The sequence below is a fragment of the Streptomyces sp. NPDC098781 genome (genome assembly GCF_044759995.1).
Taxonomy (GTDB): Bacteria; Actinomycetota; Actinomycetes; order Streptomycetales; family Streptomycetaceae; genus Streptomyces.
In genome coordinates, this window is the sequence record NZ_JBIWAK010000001.1 from 1,046,949 (window position 1) to 1,068,539 (window position 21,591).

The 21,591-nt window shown below is 70.5% G+C and carries 19 protein-coding genes; 9 read left to right on the forward strand and 10 right to left on the reverse strand.

Going from position 1 to position 21,591, the window contains the following annotated elements:
* Positions 1 to 192 precede the first annotated feature (192 nt).
* Positions 193 to 795, forward strand: a complete 603-nt coding sequence (locus ACIQWG_RS04500; RefSeq protein WP_404090074.1) for a hypothetical protein — start codon at positions 193 to 195, stop codon at positions 793 to 795.
* Positions 796 to 805: 10 nt separating this feature from the next.
* Positions 806 to 1,357: a hypothetical protein gene (locus ACIQWG_RS04505; protein ID WP_404090076.1), complete on the forward strand. Its 552-nt coding sequence runs from the start codon at positions 806 to 808 to the stop codon at positions 1,355 to 1,357.
* 6 nt (positions 1,358 to 1,363) lie between these two features.
* Here the strand turns inward: ACIQWG_RS04505 and ACIQWG_RS04510 are convergent, their stop codons facing one another.
* The 6 genes from ACIQWG_RS04510 to ACIQWG_RS04535 all read right to left on the reverse strand — a co-directional run bounded on the left by ACIQWG_RS04510 (position 1,364) and on the right by ACIQWG_RS04535 (position 11,113).
* The gene (locus tag ACIQWG_RS04510) at positions 1,364 to 3,268 is read right to left on the reverse strand and encodes an AMP-dependent synthetase/ligase (RefSeq protein WP_404090078.1); all 1,905 of its coding nucleotides are present in this window, start codon (positions 3,266 to 3,268) and stop codon (positions 1,364 to 1,366) included.
* 113 nt (positions 3,269 to 3,381) lie between these two features.
* Positions 3,382 to 5,598 carry a 1,4-alpha-glucan branching enzyme gene (glgB, locus tag ACIQWG_RS04515; protein WP_404090080.1) on the reverse strand — a complete coding sequence of 739 codons (2,217 nt, stop codon included), beginning with the start codon at positions 5,596 to 5,598 and terminating at the stop codon, positions 3,382 to 3,384.
* Between the two features lie 3 nt (positions 5,599 to 5,601).
* A complete protein-coding gene (locus ACIQWG_RS04520) occupies positions 5,602 to 6,963 on the reverse strand; it encodes a maltokinase (RefSeq protein WP_404090082.1) in 1,362 nt (453 codons plus the stop codon).
* A gap of 41 nt (positions 6,964 to 7,004) precedes the next feature.
* Positions 7,005 to 8,723: a maltose alpha-D-glucosyltransferase gene (gene treS, locus ACIQWG_RS04525; RefSeq protein WP_404090084.1), complete on the reverse strand. Its 1,719-nt coding sequence runs from the start codon at positions 8,721 to 8,723 to the stop codon at positions 7,005 to 7,007.
* A gap of 5 nt (positions 8,724 to 8,728) precedes the next feature.
* A complete protein-coding gene (locus ACIQWG_RS04530) occupies positions 8,729 to 10,735 on the reverse strand; it encodes an alpha-1,4-glucan--maltose-1-phosphate maltosyltransferase (protein WP_404090086.1) in 2,007 nt (668 codons plus the stop codon).
* Positions 10,736 to 10,807: 72 nt separating this feature from the next.
* The gene (locus ACIQWG_RS04535; protein WP_404090088.1) at positions 10,808 to 11,113 is read right to left on the reverse strand and encodes a DUF5133 domain-containing protein; all 306 of its coding nucleotides are present in this window, start codon (positions 11,111 to 11,113) and stop codon (positions 10,808 to 10,810) included.
* A gap of 298 nt (positions 11,114 to 11,411) precedes the next feature.
* On the opposite strand from ACIQWG_RS04535, the gene ACIQWG_RS04540 reads away from it, so the two are divergent.
* Together ACIQWG_RS04540 and glgX are read left to right on the forward strand one after the other, a co-directional pair.
* Positions 11,412 to 11,924, forward strand: coding sequence for a pep a2 (locus tag ACIQWG_RS04540; RefSeq protein WP_404090090.1), 513 nt, complete (start codon positions 11,412 to 11,414; stop codon positions 11,922 to 11,924).
* Complete coding sequence (gene glgX, locus ACIQWG_RS04545; RefSeq protein WP_404090092.1) at positions 11,921 to 14,068, forward strand: glycogen debranching protein GlgX; 2,148 nt, start codon at positions 11,921 to 11,923, stop codon at positions 14,066 to 14,068. The genes ACIQWG_RS04540 and glgX overlap by 4 nt, the downstream gene beginning before the upstream one ends.
* Before the next feature lie 27 nt (positions 14,069 to 14,095).
* Here the strand turns inward: glgX and ACIQWG_RS04550 are convergent, their stop codons facing one another.
* Positions 14,096 to 14,896 (reverse strand): VOC family protein, encoded by an 801-nt coding sequence (locus ACIQWG_RS04550; protein WP_404090094.1) that lies wholly within the window; start codon positions 14,894 to 14,896, stop codon positions 14,096 to 14,098.
* 166 nt (positions 14,897 to 15,062) lie between these two features.
* Here ACIQWG_RS04550 and ACIQWG_RS04555 point away from each other — a divergent pair, with 166 nt between their 5' ends.
* The gene (locus ACIQWG_RS04555) at positions 15,063 to 15,395 is read left to right on the forward strand and encodes an ANTAR domain-containing protein (RefSeq protein WP_404090095.1); all 333 of its coding nucleotides are present in this window, start codon (positions 15,063 to 15,065) and stop codon (positions 15,393 to 15,395) included.
* Between the two features lie 20 nt (positions 15,396 to 15,415).
* Here ACIQWG_RS04555 and ACIQWG_RS04560 read toward each other — a convergent pair whose 3' ends face one another.
* Complete coding sequence (locus ACIQWG_RS04560; RefSeq protein WP_404090097.1) at positions 15,416 to 16,207, reverse strand: SigB/SigF/SigG family RNA polymerase sigma factor; 792 nt, start codon at positions 16,205 to 16,207, stop codon at positions 15,416 to 15,418.
* Positions 16,208 to 16,482: 275 nt separating this feature from the next.
* Here ACIQWG_RS04560 and ACIQWG_RS04565 point away from each other — a divergent pair, with 275 nt between their 5' ends.
* From ACIQWG_RS04565 to ACIQWG_RS04580, 4 genes are all read left to right on the forward strand, one after another.
* Positions 16,483 to 16,950, forward strand: coding sequence for a MarR family winged helix-turn-helix transcriptional regulator (locus ACIQWG_RS04565; RefSeq protein ID WP_404090099.1), 468 nt, complete (start codon positions 16,483 to 16,485; stop codon positions 16,948 to 16,950).
* On the forward strand, positions 16,947 to 17,795 hold the full coding sequence (locus ACIQWG_RS04570) for an ABC transporter ATP-binding protein (RefSeq protein ID WP_404090101.1): 849 nt from the start codon (positions 16,947 to 16,949) through the stop codon (positions 17,793 to 17,795). Before ACIQWG_RS04565 ends, ACIQWG_RS04570 begins: the two co-directional genes overlap by 4 nt.
* Positions 17,755 to 18,615 (forward strand): ABC transporter permease, encoded by an 861-nt coding sequence (locus tag ACIQWG_RS04575; RefSeq protein ID WP_404090103.1) that lies wholly within the window; start codon positions 17,755 to 17,757, stop codon positions 18,613 to 18,615. Before ACIQWG_RS04570 ends, ACIQWG_RS04575 begins: the two co-directional genes overlap by 41 nt.
* A 216-nt stretch (positions 18,616 to 18,831) precedes the next feature.
* Positions 18,832 to 19,353, forward strand: coding sequence for a hypothetical protein (locus ACIQWG_RS04580; protein WP_404090105.1), 522 nt, complete (start codon positions 18,832 to 18,834; stop codon positions 19,351 to 19,353).
* Positions 19,354 to 19,381: 28 nt separating this feature from the next.
* On the opposite strand, the gene hemC is transcribed toward ACIQWG_RS04580, so the two are convergent.
* The gene (hemC, locus tag ACIQWG_RS04585) at positions 19,382 to 20,317 is read right to left on the reverse strand and encodes a hydroxymethylbilane synthase (protein ID WP_404090107.1); all 936 of its coding nucleotides are present in this window, start codon (positions 20,315 to 20,317) and stop codon (positions 19,382 to 19,384) included.
* A 17-nt stretch (positions 20,318 to 20,334) separates the two neighbouring features.
* A complete protein-coding gene (locus ACIQWG_RS04590; RefSeq protein ID WP_404090109.1) occupies positions 20,335 to 21,537 on the reverse strand; it encodes an MFS transporter in 1,203 nt (400 codons plus the stop codon).
* Positions 21,538 to 21,591 lie beyond the last annotated feature (54 nt).

The window sequence follows — 21,591 nt, forward strand, 5'->3', positions numbered from 1 at the left end:
ACCCTGCCCCAACCGGCGCCCGGGCACACCGGTTCGGGAGTGAAAGACATGTCCGCACGGTCTCTTGACGGGTGGTTGGTCTGAACCTAACGTCCGTAACGCTCATCCATATGAGAGACCACAGTTCACATATATGACCTGCGTGAGGTGTGGTCCACCGCGATTCACCCCCCACATCCGACAGGAGGCAGGATGCACCCAGGCCTGCGCACCCTCACCGTCACCACGGCGCTGTGCGCCACGTCCTTGCTCGCCGCCCCGCACGCCTTGGCCGAAGTCGAGCCCGGCGGCTGGCAGTCGGTGTCACCCACCTTCACCGAGCAGGAGCGGGGCTGCGGCCAGATCGACGGCCTGACCTTCCGGCTCACCTGCTCCACCGCCAGCGGCGACCAACGGGCTGAACGCCGCTACGCCACCTACACCGGCGGAACGCGCCAGTTCGAGGGCTACTTCCGCATCACCAGCCTCAGCGGCACCCGGATCAGCCTCAAGCAGACCTTCCACGAGTCCGGTTCGGGCCCCTACTTCATGCTCGCCGTCGAACGCGGCGGCAGGCTGTACGCGGTGCACGGCGGCACCACGCTCTCCAACGCCGGAACCGTCGGAGCGAGGGTCCGCGTCAACACCGTGCACCAGGTCGGCGCCGAGCACCGCACCTACATCAACGGCTCGCTCAAGCACACCTACGCGAGCCCCGGCGGCAGCTTCTACGACAAGTTCGGCGCCTATCGCACCAACAGCGGCAACGGGACGGCCACCGTGGAGTGGAGCGACATCCGCTTCTGGCGCAAGTAGCGGCCGCCGTATGCGAGGGAAGGCGCGCATCGCGGTGTCGGCAGCGCTGATCCTGGCGCTGCCGGCCTGTTCGGCCGAGCCGGAACAGCCGCTGCGAGGCGCCCTCACGACGCCCACCGACATCGACCTGGACTGGCGGGACGAGCGGCCCGGGATCGCCGGCCACGTCCTGGAGTTCGCCACCGAGGAGGCCGGCCCCTACACCGTCCTGAAGTACCTCGCACCCCAGGTGACGAGCTACCGGCACCCCGACCTCATGCCGCACACCACCTTCTACTACCGGCTGTGCTCCTACCGGGGCCCCACCCTGCGTCCCCACCGGGCCGACCGGCCGGACGGCCTCCGGTTCACCTGGACCGACCGCTCCTCCCAGGAGGACGGCTTCCTCCTGGAGCTCCGCGAGCGGGACGGTGACCGCTACGAACCCGTCGCCGTCCTCCCCTCGAACACCGAGGCCACCGACTTCGTCCCGCTGCCCGACGAACGGCACGCCGTCTACCGGGTCCGCGCGTTCGTCCTCGGGGAGCGGTCGAACACCGCACGGCTCACCACGGGCGAGTAGACGCGGTCAGCGGAAGACGTTGTCCGCGTCCTCCCAGTGCGCGAACTCCTCCGACAACTGCTCCCGCGGCGCGCGCGACCGGGCCTGGTACATCGCGTCGATCTGGAGGGCGTAGTGCCGCACGATCTCGTCCCGGCGCAGCTTCATCGACGGCGTCAGCAGACCGCGGGCCATGTCGAACGCCTCCGGCAGCACCCGGAACACCCGGATCGACTCCGCCCGAGACACCGCGCTGTTGGCGGCGGCCACCGCCCGGGAGATCTCCTCCCGCAGCGCGTTCTCCTCCCGTGCCTCCCGCATGCGCGCGTCGCTGCGTGCCGCCAGGGAGTCCCGCCAGAAGGCCAGGAACTCGGGGTCCAGGGTGATCAGCGCCCCGACACAGGGCCGGTTGTCGCCCACCACGACCGCCTGATGCACCAGCGGATGCATCCTGAGCCGCTGCTCCAGCAGCGCCGGCGAGACGTTCTTGCCGCTGCTCGTGACGATCACGTCCTTCTTCCGTCCGGTGATCGTCAGATAGCCCTCCGAGTCCAGCCGCCCCAGATCCCCGGTGGCCAGCCACCCGCCGCGCAGCGCGGCCCGCGTCGCCGCCTCGTCGTGGACATAGCCCTGGAACACCGACGGCCCGCGGACCAGGATCTCCCCGTCGTCGGCCACCCGGATGTCCATGCCCGGCAGGGCCTGCCCGACCGTCCCCGACATCTCCCGGCCCAACGGCTGCGCCGTGACCCCGCCGCCGGTCTCCGTCAGGCCGTACCCGTCGTTCACGTAGATGCCGGCGCCCTCGTAGAACAGGGAGAGCTCACGGTTCAGGGACGAGCCGCCGGACGTCCCGAGCAGCACCCTGCCGCCGAGCGCGGCGCGGAACTTGCGGTACACCGTCCGTTCGTACAGGGCGTGTTGCAGCCGCAGATCGAAACCGGGCCCAGGTCCGCCGCCCAGCCGCTGCCGCTCCAGCGCCGCCGCGAAGTCCCGCGCGGTGTCGGCGGCCCGCTCGAACAGCGCACCCCGGCCGGCCTGTTGGGCGAAGCGCAGGGCGTTCTTGTAGATCTTCTCGAAGATCGACGGCACGGCGCAGAAATAGGTGGGCCTGAACGTGCGCAGGGCAGCCGACAGGGCCTCCTCGCGCAGGTCGGGTTCGTGACCCATCACCATGCCGCCGCGGATGCAGAGGGTCTGAAGCAGAAGGCCGTACACATGGGACAGGGGCAGGAAGGCGAGGACGCTCGCCTGCCCTCCCGGTGGCACCACCGTGTGGCCCCAGCCCGCGAGCAGTGTGTCGCAGGAGCTCGCCAGGTTTCGGTGACTCAGCGCGCAGCCCAGGGGCCGGCCGGTCGTGCCCGACGTGTAGGCGACCACCGCGGTGGAGTCCGGCAACACGATCCGCCGCAGCGAGTCCACCGTGGCCAACGGCACGAACTCGCCCCGCTCCACCAGCTGCTGGAGCCCGCCCGCGTCCAGCTGCCAGACATGGCGCAGCCGCGGCAGCGACCCGCACACCGAGCCGACCGTCATGATCGTCTGCTCGTCCTCGACCACCACGGCCACGCACTCGGCGTCCCGCAGGATCCACTCGACCTGGTCCCGCGAGGACGTCGGGTAGATCGGGACCACCTCGGCGCCCACCGCCCACAGCGCGTGGCTGAGCACCGTCCACTCGTAGCGGGTGCGCGCCATGATGGCGACGCGATGGCCGGGTGAGATGCCGGACGCGATCAGACCCTTGGCCAGTTCCGTCACCTCGTCGCGCAGTTCCACGGCGGTGACCTCCTCCCAGGTGAGGGAGGAGGGGCCGGGGCGGCGCGCGAGCATGGGCAGCGTAGGGTTGACGGCCGCCGTCTCGAAGACACTGTCGGCGAGCCCGCCGGTCAGGGGCCTGACGGTCGGGGGAGCGAGGCCGTGGTCGCGCATGCGCTGCTCCAGATGTGTACCGGGTGTGACGTCACCGACGAGTTCCGTTATCGGCGCTGCCCGAATCTAGCCCAGCTGAGACCGGATGGTGTCCGGAACAGAGAACTCGACCGTCACATCGTGTACGGCTGGAGCCACACCGTCGCCAGCGGAGGCAGCGTCAGGTGGATGTGCCCGTCCACCGGCGCGACCGGATCGACATTGACCACATCGCTGCCGCCGTACCGCGCGGCGTCGGTGTTGAGGGTCTCCTGCCAGGCGATGACGTGGTCCGGGACGGCGAGACGGTAGTCGTGGCGGACCACGGGGGAGAAGTTGCTGACGGAGAGCAGCGGGGTGCCCTCGGCGCCGAACCGCAGGAAGGCGAACACGTTGTCCTCGGCCGCGTCCCCGAGCACCCACCGGAAACCGCCGGGGTCGGTGTCGCGCTCCCACAGGGCCGGGGTGGCCCGGTAGTGCATGTTGAGGTCGCCCACCAGGTCCTGCACTCCCCGATGGTCGCCCGCCGACGCGTACCCGGCGTCCATCAGCCACCACTCCGGGCCGTGCGCCTCCGACCATTCGGCGCCCTGCGCGAACTCTTGCCCCATGAAGAGCAGTTGCTTGCCCGGGTGGGCCCACATGAAGCCCAGGTAGGCGCGGTGGTTGGCGCGGCGCTGCCACCAGTCGCCGGGCATCTTGGAGACCAGCGCCTGCTTGCCGTGCACCACCTCGTCGTGGGAGATGGGCAGGACGTAGTTCTCGCTGTACGCGTACACCATCGAGAACGTCATCTCGTTGTGGTGGTACTTGCGGTGCACCGGCTCCTTGGCGATGTACTGGAGCGAGTCGTGCATCCAGCCCATGTTCCACTTCAGCCCGAAGCCCAGCCCGCCGCTGTCGGTCGGCCGGGTCACCCCCTCCCACGCGGTCGACTCCTCCGCGATCGTGACGACCCCGGGGTTGCGCCGGTACACGGTCGCGTTCATCTCCTGGAGGAACCCCTTCGCGGCCAGGTCCTCCCGGCCGCCGAACATGTTCGGCTCCCACTGCCCCGGCTCACGTGAGTAGTCGAGGTAGAGCATCGAGGCGACGGCGTCCACCCGCAGCCCGTCGATGTGGAACTCCTCGCACCAGTACGTCGCGTTGGCGACGAGGAAGTTGCGTACCTCGGTCCGACCGTAGTCGAACTCGTACGTCCCCCAGTCCGGGTGCTCGGCCCGCCGCGCGTCCCCGGGTTCGTACAGCGGGTCCCCGTCGAACCGGCTCAGCGCCCAGTCGTCCTTGGGGAAGTGGGCCGGCACCCAGTCCATGATCACACCGATGCCGGCCCGGTGCAGGGAGTCGACCAGGAACTTGAAGTCGTCGGGCGTGCCGAGCCGGGCCGTGGGCGCGTAGAAGCCGGTGACCTGGTAGCCCCAGGACCCCGCGAAGGGATGCTGTGCGACCGGCATGAACTCGACATGGGTGAAGCCGAGCTCGTTCACATACGCGGGCAGCTCGGCGGCGAGCTGGCGGTATGTCAGCCCCGGCCGCCAGGACGGGAGATGGACCTCGTACACCGAGAACGGGGCCTGGTGCACCGGCACGTCACCGCGGTGCGCCATCCAGTGCCCGTCGCCCCACTCGTAGTGCGAGGCGTGCACGATCGACGCCGTGTCCGGCGGGACCTCGGCACGGCGGGCCATCGGGTCGGCCTTGAGGAAGCGGTGACCGTACCGGGAGGTGATCTCGAACTTGTACCGGGTGCCCTCGCCGATGCCGGGCAGGAACAGCTCCCACACCCCGGACGCCCCGAGCGACCGCATCGGGAACGCCGTCCCGTCCCAGCAGGTGAAGTCCCCGGCGACCCGGACGCCCTGTGCGTTCGGCGCCCACACGGTGAACCGGGTGCCGGCCACGCCCTGATGGGTCATCGGCTCGGCACCGAGCGCCTTCCACAGCTCCTCGTGCCGGCCCTCGCGGACCAGGTGCAGGTCGAACTCGCCGAGGGCGGGCAGGAAGCGGTACGGGTCGTGGACCTCGCGCTCGTCGGACCCGTCCTCGGCGTACGACACCAGCAGCGTGTACGCGGGGATCGCGTCCAGCGGCAGTACGGCCGAGAACAGGCCGCCGCCCTCCGAGACCAGCGCGGTGCGCTCGGCGCCGACCAGCACGCTCACCGTCCGCGCGAACGGGCGCAGCGCCCGGAAGACGATCCCGCCCGGCACCGGATGGGCGCCGAGCAGCGCGTGCGGATCGTGGTGGGCGCCCGACAGCAGGCGATCGCGGTCGCCCGGGTCGAGGGCGGGCGCGGTGACCGCCCGAGCCGGTCCGGCCGACTCGGGGCGCGTGGTCTCGTGCAGGGCCATGGGTCAGGCTCCTCTCACGGCGAGGCGTTCGATCGCCGCCATCGGTACGGGCAACCAGTCGGGGCGGTGCCGGGCCTCGTACAGCACCTCGTACACGGCACGGTCGGTCTCGTAGGCACGGAGCAGGCCGTGCTTCTTGCGGGGGTCCCACCCGGCGCGGGCGGCATAGCCCGCGCAGTAGGCCTCCCGGCAGCGGCGCGCCCACTCCGGACGCCACGGCCGGCGCTGCCGGGCGGCGTAGTCGAAGGAGCGCAGCATGCCGGCGATGTCCCGCACCGGGGAGTGCACGCCACGCCGCTCGGCGAGCGGGCGCGACGGCTCGCCCTCGAAGTCGATGACGAACCACTCCCGGCCGGCCCGCAGCACCTGACCGAGGTGCAGGTCGCCGTGGATGCGCTGGGCGGCCGGGCCGGGATCGCAGCCGGCGAGGGCACCGAAGGCGGTGCGCAGGCCGGGGACGTAGGGCTGGAGCGCGGGGACGAAGTGTGCCGCGAGCTCCAGGCGCTCGGTCATCGCGGCCGCGGTACGGGCATTCTCGGCATGCGCCCCGGAGGGGAACGCCGAAGCCAGCGCCAGGTGCACCTCGGCCGTGGCCCGCCCCAGCTGACGGGCCTCGGCGGTGAAGTCGTCACCCGAGGCCAGCGCGTCCAGCGCCAGCGTCCAGCCGTCCGAGGCGTCCCGCAGGAAGGGCTGGAGCACCCCGAGCGTCGCCTCCCAGGGATGCGTCGTCCGGAACCAGGCCACCGGGGCCGGTACCCGGCCGCAGCCCTGCTGGGCCAGCGCGCCGGACAGCTCCAGGTCGGGATTGACGCCGGGCTGGATGCGCCGGAACAGCTTCAGGATGAACGAGTCGCCGTACACCAGCGAGGAGTTGGACTGTTCGGCGTCCAGCACCCGGGGCACCAGCCCCGCCGGCACCGACACGGACGGGTCCGCCTCGAAGCGCAGCGGACCGGCCGTCCCGGGGTGCCGCAGACGATCCAGGAGGAGCTGGGCCGAGCGCGGGTCCTGAAGCGCGTCGAACACCGTCAGCCCGGCGAGCGGACCTTCCTCCGCCCGGCCGATGAGTGCCTTCCCCAGGCGCGGCGACAGCTGCTGCCGTACGCCGAGCAGGAGTTGGTAGCAGTCGCCGGCCGGGGGTGCGCCGCCGGGCGAGGGCACCGCCGAGTGACCGGCGTGCACCAGCAGATGCAGACAGCCCGGGAACAGCTCCGTCATCGACAGCAGCACGAGGTCCGTGACGGGCCGGTCCTTGCCCGCGAACCAGCGCTGCCGCGGCAGCCACTCGCGCAGCAGCCCGGCCAGCGAGGCCATCGGGTTGGCGTCGACCGTACGGGTCGGGCGGGGAGATGCGGTCTTCTGCATGGTGACGCGTCCTTTCCTCGGCACACGCTCGAAGCTCACGCTCAAAGTCGTCTGCCGATGCGGGATGCGACTCGGGTGAGCCGGAACCAGTAGAAGCCGTGGCCCCCGAGGGTCAGCAGATACGGCAGTTCGCCGATGGCCGGGAAGCGCACGCCGCCGAACAGCTCGACCGGGTGGCGCCCGCTGAACTCGCGCAGGTCGAGCTCGGTCGGCTGGGCGAAGCGGGCGAAGTTGTGCACGCACAGCACCAGGTCGTCCTCGTACTCGCGCAGGAACGCGAGGACCGCCGGGTTGGAGGAGTGCAACTCGGTGTAGGAGCCGAGTCCGAACGCCGGGTTCTGCTTGCGGATCTCGATCATGCGCCGGGTCCAGTGCAGGAGAGAGGACGGCGAGGCCATGGACGCCTCGACGTTCGTCACCTGGTAGCCGTAGACCGGGTCCATGATGGTCGGCAGGCAGAGCCGCCCGGGGTCGCAGGTGGAGAAGCCGGCGTTGCGGTCCGGGGTCCACTGCATGGGGGTGCGCACCGCGTCGCGGTCGCCGAGCCAGATGTTGTCGCCCATGCCGATCTCGTCGCCGTAGTAGAGGATCGGCGAGCCAGGGAGGGACAGCAGCAGGGCGGTGAACAGCTCGATCGAATGACGGTCGTTGTCGAGGAGCGGGGCCAGGCGCCGGCGGATGCCGATGTTGGCGCGCATGCGGGGGTCCTTGGCGTATTCCGCCCACATGTAGTCGCGTTCTTCGTCGGTGACCATCTCCAGGGTCAGCTCGTCGTGGTTGCGCAGGAAGATGCCCCACTGGCAGCCCGAGGGAATGGCCGGGGTCTTCGCGAGGATTTCCGAGACGGGATAGCGGGATTCCCGCCGTACGGCCATGAAGATGCGCGGCATGACGGGGAAATGGAACGCCATATGGCATTCGTCGCCACCGGCGGCGTAGTCACCGAAGTAGTCGACCACGTCCTCCGGCCACTGGTTCGCTTCGGCCAGCAGCACGGTGTCCGGATACATCGCGTCGATGTCGCGGCGCACACGCTTCAGAAACTCATGAGTGGCGGGACGGTTCTCGCAGTTCGTTCCCTCTTCCGCGTAGAGATAGGGCACGGCGTCCAGCCGGAATCCGTCGATGCCCAGGTCGAGCCAGAAGCGCAGGGCGGCCAGGATCTCTTCCTGGACAGCCGGGTTCTCGTAGTTCAGGTCCGGCTGGTGGGAGAAGAAGCGGTGGAAGAAGTACTGCCCCCGGACCGGGTCGTAGGTCCAGTTGGAGGGTTCGGTGTCGACGAAGATGATGCGGGCGTCGGCGTACTGCTTGTCGTCGTCGGCCCACATGTAGTAGTCGCCGTAGGGGCCGTCGGGGTCCTTTCTGGACTCCTGGAACCACGGGTGCTGGTCGCTGGTGTGGTTCATGACGAAGTCGATGATGACTCGCATGCCGCGCTGGTGGGCGGAGTCGACGAATTCGACGAAGTCGGCGAGGTCTCCGAATTCCGGCAGGACGGAGGTGTAGTCGGAGACGTCGTAGCCGCCGTCGCGCAGCGGGGATTTGAAGAAGGGCGGCAGCCACAGGCAGTCGACGCCGAGCCATTGCAGGTAGTCGAGTTTGGCGGTCAGGCCCTTGAGGTCGCCGACGCCGTCGCCGTTGCTGTCCTGGAAGGAGCGGACCAGGACCTCGTAGAAGACGGCACGCTTGAACCAGTCGGGGTCACGATCCTTGGCAGGGGTGTCCTCGAAGGTGTCCAGCACGGGCTCGTTGACGGTCATGACGCTCAAGACCCTCCGATCTGCGGTGGCGATGCCTGGACGTGGAACACGTGCGCGGGCGCCCTGCCGGGCTCCAGGCGTACGTAGTTGCCCTGGCCCCAGCGGTAGGACTCACCCGTCAGTTCGTCGTGCACGGACAGGGAGGCGTGCCAGTCCAGGCCGAGTTGCGGCATGTCCAACGAGACCGTGGCTTCCTGGGTGTGGTGTGGATCAAGGTTGGCGACCACCAGGACCGTGTCCTGACCGGTGCGTTTGCTGTACGCGATGACGGCGTCGTTGTCGGTCTGGTGGAAGCGCAGGTTGCGCAGCCGGTGGAGAGCGGGGTGGCACCGCCGGATGGCGTTGAGGCGGGTGATCAGGGGCGTGATGGTCCTGCCCTCTCGCTCGCTGGTCTCCCAGTCGCGGGGGCGGATCTGGTACTTCTCCGAGTCGAGGTATTCCTCGCTGCCCTGGCGCAGGGGGGTGTTCTCGCACAGTTCGTAGCCGCTGTAGAGGCCCCAGGTCGGGGAGAGGGTGGCGGCGAGCACGGCGCGGACCTCGAAGGCGGGGCGGCCGCCCTGCTGGAGGTAGGCGTGCAGGATGTCGGGGGTGTTGGCGAAGAAGTTGGGCCGCATGTAGGAGGCGGCCTCGCCGGAGAGTTCGGTGAGGTACTCGGTCAGTTCCTGCTTGGTGTTGCGCCAGGTGAAGTACGTGTAGGACTGCTGGAAGCCGATCTGGGCGAGGGTGTGCATCATCGCCGGGCGGGTGAAGGCCTCGGCCAGGAAGATCACGTCCGGGTCGGTGCGGTTGATGTCGGCGATCACCCGCTGCCAGAAGACGACCGGTTTGGTGTGCGGGTTGTCGACGCGGAAGATCCGCACGCCGTGGGACATCCAGTGCCGCAGCACCCGCAGGGTCTCGGTGATCAGGCCGTCCATGTCGGCGTCGAAGGCGATGGGGTAGATGTCCTGGTACTTCTTCGGCGGGTTCTCGGCGTAGGCGATGGTGCCGTCGGGCCGGTGGTGGAACCACTCGGGGTGTTTGTCGACCCAGGGGTGGTCCGGGGAGCACTGGAGGGCGAAGTCCAGGGCGATCTCCAGGCCCAGCTCGCCCGCCTTCGCGACGAAGCGGTCGAAGTCGTCGAGGGTGCCCAGGTCGGGGTGGACGGCGTCGTGGCCGCCCTCGGGGGAGCCGATGGCCCAGGGCACGCCGACGTCGTCGGGGCCGGCGGAGAGGGTGTTGTTGGGGCCCTTGCGGAAGGTGGTGCCGATCGGGTGGATCGGCGGGAGGTAGACGACGTCGAAGCCCATAGCGGCGATCGCCGGGAGCCGGCGCGCGGCGGTCTCGAAGGTGCCGTGCGGCTGGGCGGCCGTCCCCTCGGAGCGGGGGAAGAACTCGTACCAGGAGCCGTACAGGGCGCGTTCACGCTCCACCAGCAGCGGCAACGGATCCGACGCGGAGACCAGGTCCCGCAACGGATACCGCCCGAGCACCCCGTCCACGTTCGCCGCGAACGCCGCCGCGAGCCGTGACACCGGCGGCAGCGAATCGTCCCGCAACGCCTCCGACGCGGCCAGCAGGGTCGCCCGCTCGGCCTTCTCGGGCACGCCGGCGGCGGCGCGCTCGTACAACTCGCCGCCCTCCTCCAGCACCAGCCCGACGTCGATCCCGGCGGGGACCTTGATCCGGGCGGTGCGGCGCCAGGTGGCCACCGGATCGCTCCAGGCCTCCACATGGAACGTCCAGCGGCCCACCGCGGACGGCGTCACCTTGGCGCCCCAGCGGTCGCTGCCGGGGGCCAGTTCGTGCATACGGGTCCACGGGCCGGGACGGCCGTCCGGGCCGGTCAGCACGACATTGGCGGCCACGGCGTCATGGCCCTCGCGGAACACGGTGGCGGTGACCTCGAAGGTCTCACCCACGACCGCCTTCGCCGGATGCCTGCCGCCCTCCACGGCCGGGCGTACGTCCCGTACCGGGAAACGGCCGATGGTCCCGGTGCCGGCACCGGCCCTGCTCTTGGTCCTGCCCATGGTTCACCTCCACCGTGCTCGAGGCCGGGCACAAGGCCCGGCCGGAAATTTCGATCTGTGCCGGAAGCCGCTCTACCTCCCGGCGTGGAAACGCCGCCGCCGCTTGCTCGGGGGGCCGCGTCGCGCGGAGACGCTCGCCGCGCGCGGCCGTTCGTCCTGCTCCCGGAGATAGGCGGCCGGAGTGATGCGCAGATAGCGCTCGGCGGCGTCCGCGGCCTCTCGGGCGCAGCGCTTTCCCATCAGAACGCAGAGGGTGTAGCCGGTGTCCTCGAAGGTGGCGCGCACCGTGAGGTCGGCCGGGGCCGCGAGCATGGCTCGTTCCCAGGCCCGGTATCGCCGCAGTTGCCGGGCGACTTCGGCTTTGGCCGGTAGCAGCATGGCCCCGTTCACCTTCCGGGCTCGATGGCGCGTTTCCCGACCGTCGGGCGGAAAACCCGTGCGCGCACACGCACGGGTTCCGTTACGGGCATCGAGGTCTTCACACATGGTGCACGCTTGACCACTCAACGTCCTGTTGGATCTTCAACCATTCGTGCCGTGTCCTCCTGTTGCACGAATGGCGTACCGCCCCCACCCTGAAGTGACTCAGAAGCGATCAGCGCTCACGCTCCGTATTCGGGGCCCGTCCCGCAGGGGCGAGGAGAGCGGGAGCTTTCGCGGTGAGGAGGTAACGACGGTGAAGACCGCAGTGCCCTGCTACTACCACCTCGACGTGGAAGTCAGCCCCGAACGGGTGGGTCAGGTCAGCCGAATTCTGGCCGCCCACCTCCGGTACTGGGACCTGGAGACGCTTGTCGAGCCCGTCTGCCACAGCACGGAGATGCTGTTGCGGGCGATCGACGAGCACGCGACGGACAAGAGCACCTCGATCGAGATGTGGTGGAACCGTCACCACCTCATCACCGCCATCGGCGACAACGACCGGGCCCTGCGCCCGGACCAGGAACTGCGCGACTGCCTGCGGCGCCTCGCCGCGGTGAGCGACGGCTGGGGTTGCTGCGCCACCGCGAGCGGCGGCAAGGTCATCTGGTTCTCGCAGCGGGCCCGCGCCGGCGAGCGCGCCCCGCTCGTGCCGACGGCCCCGACGCCCAACCTGCGCGAGGCCCTTCAGGTGCCCCGCGAGGTACCCGTCACCACCATCGCCGACGCGGCCGGCATCCGGGACGGCGTCCTGGAGGAGGCCCGGTGACGGCGCGACGCAGCCGCAAAGGGGTGCCCGCCTGGAGTGGGCACCCCTACCCGCTGGGCGCCTCCTACGACGGGCAGGGCACCAACTTCGCCCTGTTCAGCGAGGTCGCCCAACGCGTCGAACTGGTCCTGGTCGACGACAAGGGCCGGTCGAGTGCCGTACCGCTGACCGAGGTCGACGGGTTCGTGTGGCACGGCTATCTGCCCGACGTGGGCCCGGGACAGCGCTACGGCTACCGGGTGCACGGCCCCTGGGACCCCGGCCTCGGCCACCGCTGCAACGCGGCGAAGCTGCTGCTCGACCCGTACAGCCGGGCGGTGGACGGACAGGTCGACAACCACGCCTCGCTCTTCGAGCGCACCCCGGGCGGCCCGTCCCCGGCGGACAGCACCGGGCACACGATGCTCGGCGTGGTGACCGAGCCGACCTTCGACTGGGGCGACGACCGGCCGCCCAGACGGGCGTACGCCGACACCGTCATCTACGAGGCACACGTACGGGGCCTGACCCGGAGCCACCCCGACGTCCCGCCCGAACTGCGCGGCACCTACGCCGGTCTGGCGCACCCCGCGGTCGTCGAGCACCTCACCTCCCTCGGCGTGACGGCCGTGGAACTGATGCCGGTGCACCAGTACGTCCAGGACGGCGTACTGCTCGACCGGGGACTGGCCAACTACTGGGGCTACAACACGATCGGCTTCTTCGCCCCGCACAACGCCTACGCCGCCCACGGCACCCGCGGTCAGCAGGTGGACGAGTTCAAGTCCATGGTGAAGGCGCTGCACGAGGCCGGGCTCGAAGTGATCCTCGACGTCGTCTACAACCACACCGCCGAAGGCAACGAGCGCGGCCCGACCCTGTCCTTCCGGGGCATCGACAACGCCTCGTACTACCGCCTGGTGGACGGCGACTGGGCGCACTACTACGACACCACCGGCACCGGCAACAGCCTGCTGATGCGCCACCCCTACGTGCTTCAGCTGATCATGGACTCGCTGCGGTACTGGGTCACCGAGATGCACGTCGACGGCTTCCGCTTCGACCTCGCGGCCACCCTGGCCCGGCAGTTCCACGAGGTGGACCGGCTCTCGGCGTTCTTCGACCTGATCCAGCAGGACCCGGTGATCAGCCGGGTCAAGCTGATCGCGGAGCCGTGGGACGTGGGGGAGGGCGGCTACCAGGTGGGCAACTTCCCGCCGCTGTGGTCCGAGTGGAACGGCAAGTACCGGGACGCCGTACGGGACTTCTGGCGCGCCGAGCCCGGCTCGCTCGGTGAGTTCGCCTCCCGGCTGACCGGCTCGTCCGACCTGTACGCGCACAGCCGGCGCCGCCCGCGGGCCAGCGTCAACTTCGTGACCGCGCACGACGGCTTCACCCTGCGCGACCTGGTGTCGTACAACGACAAGCACAACGAGGCCAACGGCGAGGGCAACCGGGACGGCGAGAGCCACAACCGGTCCTGGAACTGCGGTGCCGAGGGCGACACCCGCGACCCGGCCGTGCTCGCGCTGCGCGCCCGCCAGCAGCGCAACTTCCTCGCCACACTGCTGCTGTCCCAGGGCATCCCGATGCTCTGCCACGGCGACGAACTCGGCCGCACCCAGGGCGGCAACAACAACGCCTACTGCCAGGACAACGAGGTCTCCTGGATCGACTGGCGGCTCACCGACGAACAGCGCGCGCTCAGCGACTTCACCCGTTACGTGATCGCCCTGCGCGCCGCCCACCCCGTCCTGCGCCGCCGCCGCTTCTTCCAAGGCGAGACACCGACCAACCCCGAGCAGCCGCTGCCCGACCTGGTGTGGTTCCTGCCCGACGGCGGCGAGATGACGGCCGACGACTGGGACCGCTCCGACGCGCACGCCGTCGCCGCCTTCCTCAACGGCGACGCCATCGCCGAACCCGACTGGTGCGGACAGCCCGTCGTGGACGACTCGTTCCTGCTGCTGTTCAACGGCTACTGGGAGCCGGTGGAGTTCCAGCTCCCGGACATCGCCTACGGGGACCGCTGGACGACACTGATCGACACGGCCGAACAGCAGGGCCCGCCGGACGAGTCGGAACACAAGGCGGGCACGGCCCTGCTCATCGAACGCCGCAGCCTGGTACTCCTGTCGAGACCGTCGCGTGCGGCGCGCCGGTAGCCGATGGGGGGAGCGGGCCGGATCGGCCTACCGTTCACGCCTTGAAGTCACCGTGAACTGTGCCCCGTCCGCGTCCCGCAGCACCGCCTCGTCGCTGCCCTTGGACAGCACGCTCCCCCCGTGCAACTCGGCGGCCCGCGCGCACTCCGACACATCCTCGACGGCGAAGTGCACCTGCCAGTGCGGCCGGATCGTGGGATCGGGCGCGGCCTCCAATGCCCCCGACTCGATCCGCGCCACCACATCGCCGCCGCTGCGCAGCACGACCTCGCCACCCTCGTAGCGGACCTCGCAGCAGCCCTCCTGCCCCGACGCCCAGTCGAAGACCTCGCCGTAGAACAGGGCGGCGTCGAAGGCGTCACGGGTGTGCAGCCGGATGAAGGTGGGTGCGGCGCGGCGCCAGGTCTCCCAGTTGGAGATGAGTTCGCCCTCCCAGATGCCGAACGTGGCCCCGTCCCGGTCGGCGAGCAGCGCGGCCCGCCCGGGCGGCAGGGACAGCGGCCCGACGGCCGCGGTGCCGCCGCGCTCCTGCACCCGGGCCACCGCCTCGTCCGCACTGCGCACGGCGAAGTACGGCGTCCAGGCGACGGCCATCTGCCACATCGTGGCGACCGCGCCGATGCCGGCCACCGGCACGTTGTGGGCCAGCGCGACCCGGAAGCGGTCCCCGAGCTTGGCCGGCCGCCAGCGCCAGCCCAGCACGGCCGAGTAGAACGCCTCGGTCGCCTCCACATCACGGCTGGTGAGGCTCACCCAGCAGGGTGCGCCGAACACGGAGTGTGTGGACACGACGTCGGCCGTGCTCCCGGGAGTTCTCGCATCGTTCATGGCAGTCGCGTCCTGGTCTCGCCCGACCGGCGGCCACCGGTCTGCTCCCAGTGTCCGGCCGGATGGGCCCGTGGGCCTGCCGAGTACCCCCGGCCGTGCGCCGAAACGGCCGATGCCGGGCCGCACGTCACTGGCAGCCGACCCGGGAAAGAACGAGGATGGGGGCGTGGCACCGGTACCTGGCGAGCCCGCCGACGAGACTCGACGCATCGTTGAGCTGGAAGAGGAAGTCGACCAGCTCAAAAGGGCGCTGTTCTCGCACGCCGTGGTCGACCAGGCCATCGGGATGATCGTGGCGCTCGGCCGGGTCGCCCCGGACCAGGGCTGGTCGGTGCTCAAGGACGTCTCCCAGCACACCAACATCAAGCTCCGCAATGTGGCGGAGCTGATCCTCATCTGGGGCCGGGACGGACAGATGCCGACCGAGATCCGCGTCGAACTCGAAGACGCCCTGGAGCGCTACGGCCCGACACAGATCCCGGGGTCGGCCAAGGAGTGACGCACCCCTTCCGGGTCAGGTCACCGTACTTCGGCGAGCAGCTCCTCACGCAGCTGGGCGAAACAGCCGCTGAGCAACCGCGAGACATGCATCTGGGAGATGCCCAGCTGTCGCGCGATGCGGCTCTGGGTCATCCCGACGAAGAAGCGGAGATAGAGGATCGTCCGCTCCCGCTCGGGGAGCCGTTGCAGATACGGGGACGCGGACACGCGGTCCACGACCACGTCGTACGCCGGATCCGGGCCGCCGATCGCGTCCCCGAGCGCGTAGCCGTCGGTGCCGGGCATCTCCGCCTCCAGCGACAGCGCGGAGAAGCAGTCCAGGGCCTCCATGCCGGTGCGCACCTCGCTCTCGCTCAGTTGCGCGTGCTCGGCGATCTCGGCGACGGTGGGCGCCCGGCCGGGCGTCAGCTGGGACAGCTCCTTGACCGAGCCGCGCACCCGGTTGCGCAGGTCCTGCACCCGGCGCGGCACATGCAGGGTCCACATGTGGTCGCGGAAGTGCCGCTTGATCTCGCCGGTGATGGTGGGGACCGCGTACGCCTCGAAGGCGTGACCACGTGCCGGGTCGTAGTGGTCGACGGCCTTCACCAGGCCGAGGGCGGCCACCTGGTACAGGTCCTCCAGGGACTCGCCGCGGCCCTTGAACCGGACGGCGATCCGCTCGGCCATGGGGAGCCAGGCCTCGGTCAGTTCGTCCTTGAGCGCCTTGCGCTCCGGCCCGTCGGGCAGGCCCACGAGCCGGCCGAAGGCTTCTGCGGTGTCAGGGGCGTCGTCGTGGGGATGCTGCTTCGTCCTGGTGGTGGCACTCATCCGAGTGCACCTCCTCAAGCAGGTGCCGATTGGACAGACACCATGGGAGGCGCGGACTCGGACCACGGAGGACACCCAGGGGGCGGACCGGCTCCCACGGAAGTGCCTCCTGTCCGAAGCACAGGGGAATGAATTCCCACCCATATGGTACACGAAACGTATTTCATGAATGCGACTACATGTTGCTGCCGCCGGTGACAGTCAGTCCGACCCGACCCGTGACCTTGACTTTTCCTTGGGCTCATTACCTCTGCTACAGAGGTAATCTCACCAGGGTGGAAACCGGTGCGGAACGGGAGAATCTTCCGGAGGAACTGGCCGACGCGCTCGTCGGCGTCCAGCGGCTGATCCGACGCAGACTGCGCCGGGAGATGCCCGCTCCGCCGCTGCGCAGCGGCGAGGTGGAGCTGCTGCGGCTGGTCGCGGAGCGCCCCGGCATCCGGATCTCGGAGGCCGCCAAGGAGCTGTATCTGGCGGGCAACTCGGTCTCCACGCTCGTCAACCAGCTGGCCCGGCAGGGCTATCTGGCCCGCGAGACGGACCCGGCCGACCGGCGGGCCGCCCGGCTGCTGCCCACCGCGGCGGCCGAGGCACGGCTGGGCGAGTGGCGCGAACGACGCGCGGACCTCGTACGGCGTCAGATGTCCCGGCTGGACGAGGCGGACCGAGCGGCGCTGCTAGCGGCGGTGCCTGCGCTGCGCAGACTGGCCGGCAGCCTGCGTGAGGAGACGGAGGGACCATGACACGACACTCCACCGAGGCCGTGGCCTGCACCGGGCTCGCCTACTCCTTCGGTGAGACCAACGCGGTCGACGGACTCGATCTGACGGTGCGGGAGGGCGAGGTCTTCGGTCTCCTCGGTCCCAACGGAGCCGGGAAGACCACCGCGATCCGCTGCATCACGACCCTGCTGCCGGTGCCGGCCGGGATGGTCCGCGTCTTCGGGCACGACGCGGCGGACGACCGTATGGCGGTACGCCGGCTGCTCGGCTACGTCCCGCAGCAGCTGTCCGCCGACGCGAGCCTCACCGGCCGGGAGAACGTCGCCCTGTTCGCCCGCGTCTTCGACGTACCCCGCCGCGAACGCGCCGCACGGGTCGGCCAGGCCCTCGGCGCCGTCGGCCTCACCGACGCCGCGGACCGGCTCGCCGGCACCTACTCCGGCGGTATGGTCCGCCGCCTCGAACTCGCCCAGGCCCTGGTCAGCGCGCCCCGGCTGCTGATCCTCGACGAGCCGACCATCGGCCTCGACCCGATCGCCCGTACCGGAGTGTGGGAGCACATCGGCGCCGTCCGCGCCGCCACCGGCATGACGGTCCTGGTCACCACCCACTACATGGACGAGGCCGACCAGTACTGCGACCGGGTCGGCCTGATGCACCACGGCCGTATCCGCGCCCTCGGTACCCCGGCCGAGCTCAGGGCGGGCCTCGGTGCCCGCCGGCGGGCCGAGGGGGCCGCCGTCACCGACCCGCTGCCCACGCTGGAGGACGTCTTCCGCGAGATCGCCGGCAGCGGCCTCGACGAGAGTTCAGGAGACTTCCGCGATGTCCGAAGCACCCGCCGCACCGCCCGCCGCGTCGGCTGACCGGAACCGCGCCGCCGGCATCGACCTGCTGCTGCGGCCACCCGAGCCACGGGCCGGCTGGCGACTGCTGCCCGCCCGGGTCGTGGCGATGTGCGCCGTCGAACTCCAGAAGCTGCGCCACGACCGGACCGAGCTCTACACCCGCGCGGTCCAGCCCGCGCTCTGGCTGCTGATCTTCGGCCAGACCTTCACCCGCATCAAGGCCATCCCCACCGGCGGCATCCCCTACATCGATTACCTCGCGCCCGGCATCATCGCCCAGTCCGCGATGTTCATCGCCATCTTCTACGGCATCCAGATCATCTGGGAGCGCGACGCCGGCATCCTCAACAAGCTGCTGGTCACCCCGACGCCGCGGTCGGCCCTGATCACCGGCAAGGCGTTCGCGGCCGGGGTGAAGTCCCTGGTCCAGGCGGTCGTCGTGATCCTGATCGCCGCCGTGCTCGGCGTCGCGCTGACCTGGAACCCGCTGAAGCTGCTCGGTGTCGGCGCGGTCGTCGTCCTGGGCTCCGCGTTCTTCTCCTGCCTGTCGATGACCATCGCCGGGATCGTCCTCAGCCGCGACCGGCTGATGGGGTTCGGACAGGCCATCACGATGCCGCTGTTCTTCGGCTCCAACGCCCTGTACCCGCTGTCCGTGATGCCGGGCTGGCTCCAGGCGGTCAGCAAGGCCAACCCGCTCAGCTACCAGGTCGACGCGCTGCGCGGACTCCTCCTCGGCACCCCCGCCCACCTGGCGCTCGACTTCGCCGTCCTGCTCGTCGCCGCCGCGCTCGGCATCACCGCGGCCTCCTCGCTGCTGGGCCGGCTGGCCCGCTGATCCTGGCGCGTAACAAGGTGCACGGAACAAGGTGCGCGGAACGTGATGTGCGGCACGTGGGTGACACCCTCCGCACCACCCGTCGGCGGATTGTTCCTGCCCACGGCTTGATCGGTGATCAAGGGGGCGAATGGGCTGGCCACAGCGCATTCTGCTCATTTGACAGTGCACTGAGCACGAAGATAGGAAGCAGCTCTCTGGGTCGAGAGGTGGATTGTGTACGAGCCGAACGTGGTCGGGGACTGGCACGAGTACGACGAGCATGCCGGTCTGCGTGTCCGCGTCCACCGCCTGGAAGCCGCCGAGCCGCCGCGCGGACGGGACGACGCCGCTGAGGGGCTGACGTACTTCAGGGTCCGCGTCACCGTCGAGAACCGCGGCGAGCGGCACCTCGGCATCCACCTGGAGGACGGCCAGATCGACGTGCGGATCGGCGGCGACGGCGAGGCCGCGTTCATCGACTGGCGCAACTCGCAGTTCATCGAGGGCTTCGACGTCTACCCGCTGCGCCGGGCCACGGCCGTGCTCTACGCGGCCGGCCCGGAGGCGGGCCTGGGGCAGGTCGACGTCCAGATCCAGCTGCGGGTGGAGGAGGAGTGGTCCGACCGCCGGTTGTGGACCGGTGGCCTCGGCCTCCAGGAGAACTCCGTCGGCGCCCACGCGGCCACCCTGCGCGACGGCCTCGCGCTCCAGGTCAGCAACTTCCTGCGGGAGCAGGCCGAAGAGGGCACCGCCTGACCGGTGGGCGCCCTCCGGGCCGTCCGGCTCAGTGCGGGATGCCGTCGATGATCTCGCGGGCGCCCTGACGCAGCAGCGCGACCGCCACCGACGTACCCAGCGTCGCCGGGTCCAGCCGGCCCGCCCACTCGTGGGCGTTGAGGCGCGTCTTGCCGTCCGGGGTGAACACACACGCCCGCAGGGACAGTTCGCCGCCGCGGTCCACGCGTGCGTACCCGGCGATGGGGCTGTTGCAGTGCCCTTGCAGGACATGCAGGAACATGCGCTCGGCGGTGGCCTCCCGATGGGTGTCGGGGTCCCCGAGTCCGCTGACGGCGTCGATGAGCTCGGCGTCGCCCTCCCGGCACTGGAGGGCGAGGATGCCCGCGCCGATCGGCGGCATCATCACCTCGGGGGAGAGGACCTCGCTGATCACGTCACGGCGGTCGATGCGCTCCAGACCCGCCACCGCCAGCAGCAGCGCGTCCGCCTCACCGGCGGCGAGCTTGGCCAGCCGCCGGTTGGCGTTGCCCCGGAACGGCACACACTCCAGCTCCGGATGGGTGGCGGCCAGCTGGGCGACCCGGCGCACCGAGGAGGTGCCGACGCGAGTCCCGGCGGGCAGCTCGTCCAGCGTGAGTCCGCCCGGATGCACCAGCGCGTCCCGGATGTCGTCCCGCTTCAGGAACGCGGCGAACGTCGTCCCGGCGGGCAGCGGACGGTCGGCGGGGATGTCCTTGACGCAGTGCACGGCCAGGTCGGCCTCGCCCGCCAGCAGGGCGGCGTCCACCTCCTTGGTGAACGCGCCCTTGCCCTCGACCTTGGACAGGTCGCCCATCCACTTGTCACCGGTCGTCTTCACGGGCACGACCTCGGTGCGCACACCGGGGTGCAGGGCCGTCAACTCGGCACGGACACGCTCCACTTGAGCGAGTGCCATCGGCGAGTCGCGGGAGACGATACGGATCAGTTCAGGCACGGACATGCGGACACGATAGACCGTCAGAACCCCGCGTTCGCACGCCACCACCCGATTACCGCGCCGTCCCGCGCCGGCCGCGGCGAGGTGAGTACCATCAGCGCCGCCACCGTGCACAGCCCCCCGACCAGGAACGTGCCGCGCACCCCGACCAGGGGCAGCAGGCCGCCCCCGAGCAGCGCACCCGCGGCGATGCCCACGTTGTAGGCGGCCGAGTTGGCGGCGAGGGCGATCTCGGTGCGGCCCGGGGCCACCTGGAGCATCAGGCTCTGCGTCGCCAGGAACGCGGTCGCGACCGAGGCGCCCAGCATCATGATCAGCGCGACGCTCGCCACCGGGTCAGGGCCGGCCGCCCAGAGGCCGAGCAGCGCCACCGCCTGGGCCGCCACCGGCAGGGTCAGCGTGGCACGCGGGTGGCGGTCGAGCAGCGGCCCGGTCACGGTGACCCCCGCCAGCGCCGCCCCGCCGAACGCGAACAGCACGGCGCCGACGGCGTCCTCGCCGAATCCGCTCACCTCGGTGAGGAAGGCGACGACGTAGGTGAACCCGGTGAAGGCACCGGTCACCGACAGGACGGTCACCGCCAGCACGACGCGGAACCCGCGCCGGTCCGGGGCGGCGCCGTACGCGCAGTGGCCGTCCTGCGGGCGGGCGGACGGCAGCAGGACGGCCACGGTCACCAGCGAGACGAGCGCCAGCACGCCGAGCAGCGCGAAGGGCGTGCGCCAGCCGGCGTGACCGCCGAGCCACGTCCCCGCCGGAACCCCGGCCACCGTGGCCAGCGAGCCCCCGACGGACAGCAGCCCGATGACCCGCCCCCGGCGTTCGGGCGGGAACATGCCGACCGCGACCGGCCCCATCACCGACCAGAACACCGCCTGCCCCACAGCGGTCGCCACCCGCGCCGCCAGCAACGACCCGTACGACACACCTCCCAGCGCCGACACCCAACTGGCCAGGGCCAGCAGTCCCAGAATCCCCGTGAGCAGATACCGGCGCGGCACCGAGCGGGTGGCCTGCGCGAGCGGCAGCGAGGCCACGGCCACCGTCAGGCCGTAGCCGGTGACCAGAGCGCCCACCGCCGTGAGCGACACCCGCAGATCGTCCGCCATGAGGGCGAGCAGCCCGACCGGCAGGTTCTCCGTGGTGTTGAAGGTGAACGCCGCCAGCATCAGCGCCGCGACGACGGCGGAACGCCGCCAAGGTGCCGGATGTACGCCGTCCATCCAACTGCCTTTCCGTCAGGGGGATTTGGGGACAGCGTGTCGGGCCGATGCGGA

Excerpts from the sequence above, each read along its gene's own strand:
- ACIQWG_RS04500 (WP_404090074.1), top strand. The coding sequence starts at position 193 with ATGCACCCAGGCCTGCGCACCCTCACCGTCACCACGGCGCTGTGCGCC.
- ACIQWG_RS04505 (WP_404090076.1), top strand. The coding sequence starts at position 806 with ATGCGAGGGAAGGCGCGCATCGCGGTGTCGGCAGCGCTGATCCTGGCG.
- ACIQWG_RS04510 (WP_404090078.1), bottom strand. The coding sequence starts at position 3,268 with ATGCGCGACCACGGCCTCGCTCCCCCGACCGTCAGGCCCCTGACCGGC.
- glgB (WP_404090080.1), bottom strand. The coding sequence starts at position 5,598 with ATGGCCCTGCACGAGACCACGCGCCCCGAGTCGGCCGGACCGGCTCGG.
- ACIQWG_RS04520 (WP_404090082.1), bottom strand. The coding sequence starts at position 6,963 with ATGCAGAAGACCGCATCTCCCCGCCCGACCCGTACGGTCGACGCCAAC.
- treS (WP_404090084.1), bottom strand. The coding sequence starts at position 8,723 with ATGACCGTCAACGAGCCCGTGCTGGACACCTTCGAGGACACCCCTGCC.
- ACIQWG_RS04530 (WP_404090086.1), bottom strand. The coding sequence starts at position 10,735 with ATGGGCAGGACCAAGAGCAGGGCCGGTGCCGGCACCGGGACCATCGGC.
- ACIQWG_RS04535 (WP_404090088.1), bottom strand. The coding sequence starts at position 11,113 with ATGCTGCTACCGGCCAAAGCCGAAGTCGCCCGGCAACTGCGGCGATAC.
- ACIQWG_RS04550 (WP_404090094.1), bottom strand. The coding sequence starts at position 14,896 with ATGAACGATGCGAGAACTCCCGGGAGCACGGCCGACGTCGTGTCCACA.
- ACIQWG_RS04560 (WP_404090097.1), bottom strand. The coding sequence starts at position 16,207 with ATGAGTGCCACCACCAGGACGAAGCAGCATCCCCACGACGACGCCCCT.
- ACIQWG_RS04570 (WP_404090101.1), top strand. The coding sequence starts at position 16,947 with ATGACACGACACTCCACCGAGGCCGTGGCCTGCACCGGGCTCGCCTAC.
- ACIQWG_RS04575 (WP_404090103.1), top strand. The coding sequence starts at position 17,755 with ATGTCCGAAGCACCCGCCGCACCGCCCGCCGCGTCGGCTGACCGGAAC.
- hemC (WP_404090107.1), bottom strand. The coding sequence starts at position 20,317 with ATGTCCGTGCCTGAACTGATCCGTATCGTCTCCCGCGACTCGCCGATG.
- ACIQWG_RS04590 (WP_404090109.1), bottom strand. The coding sequence starts at position 21,537 with ATGGACGGCGTACATCCGGCACCTTGGCGGCGTTCCGCCGTCGTCGCG.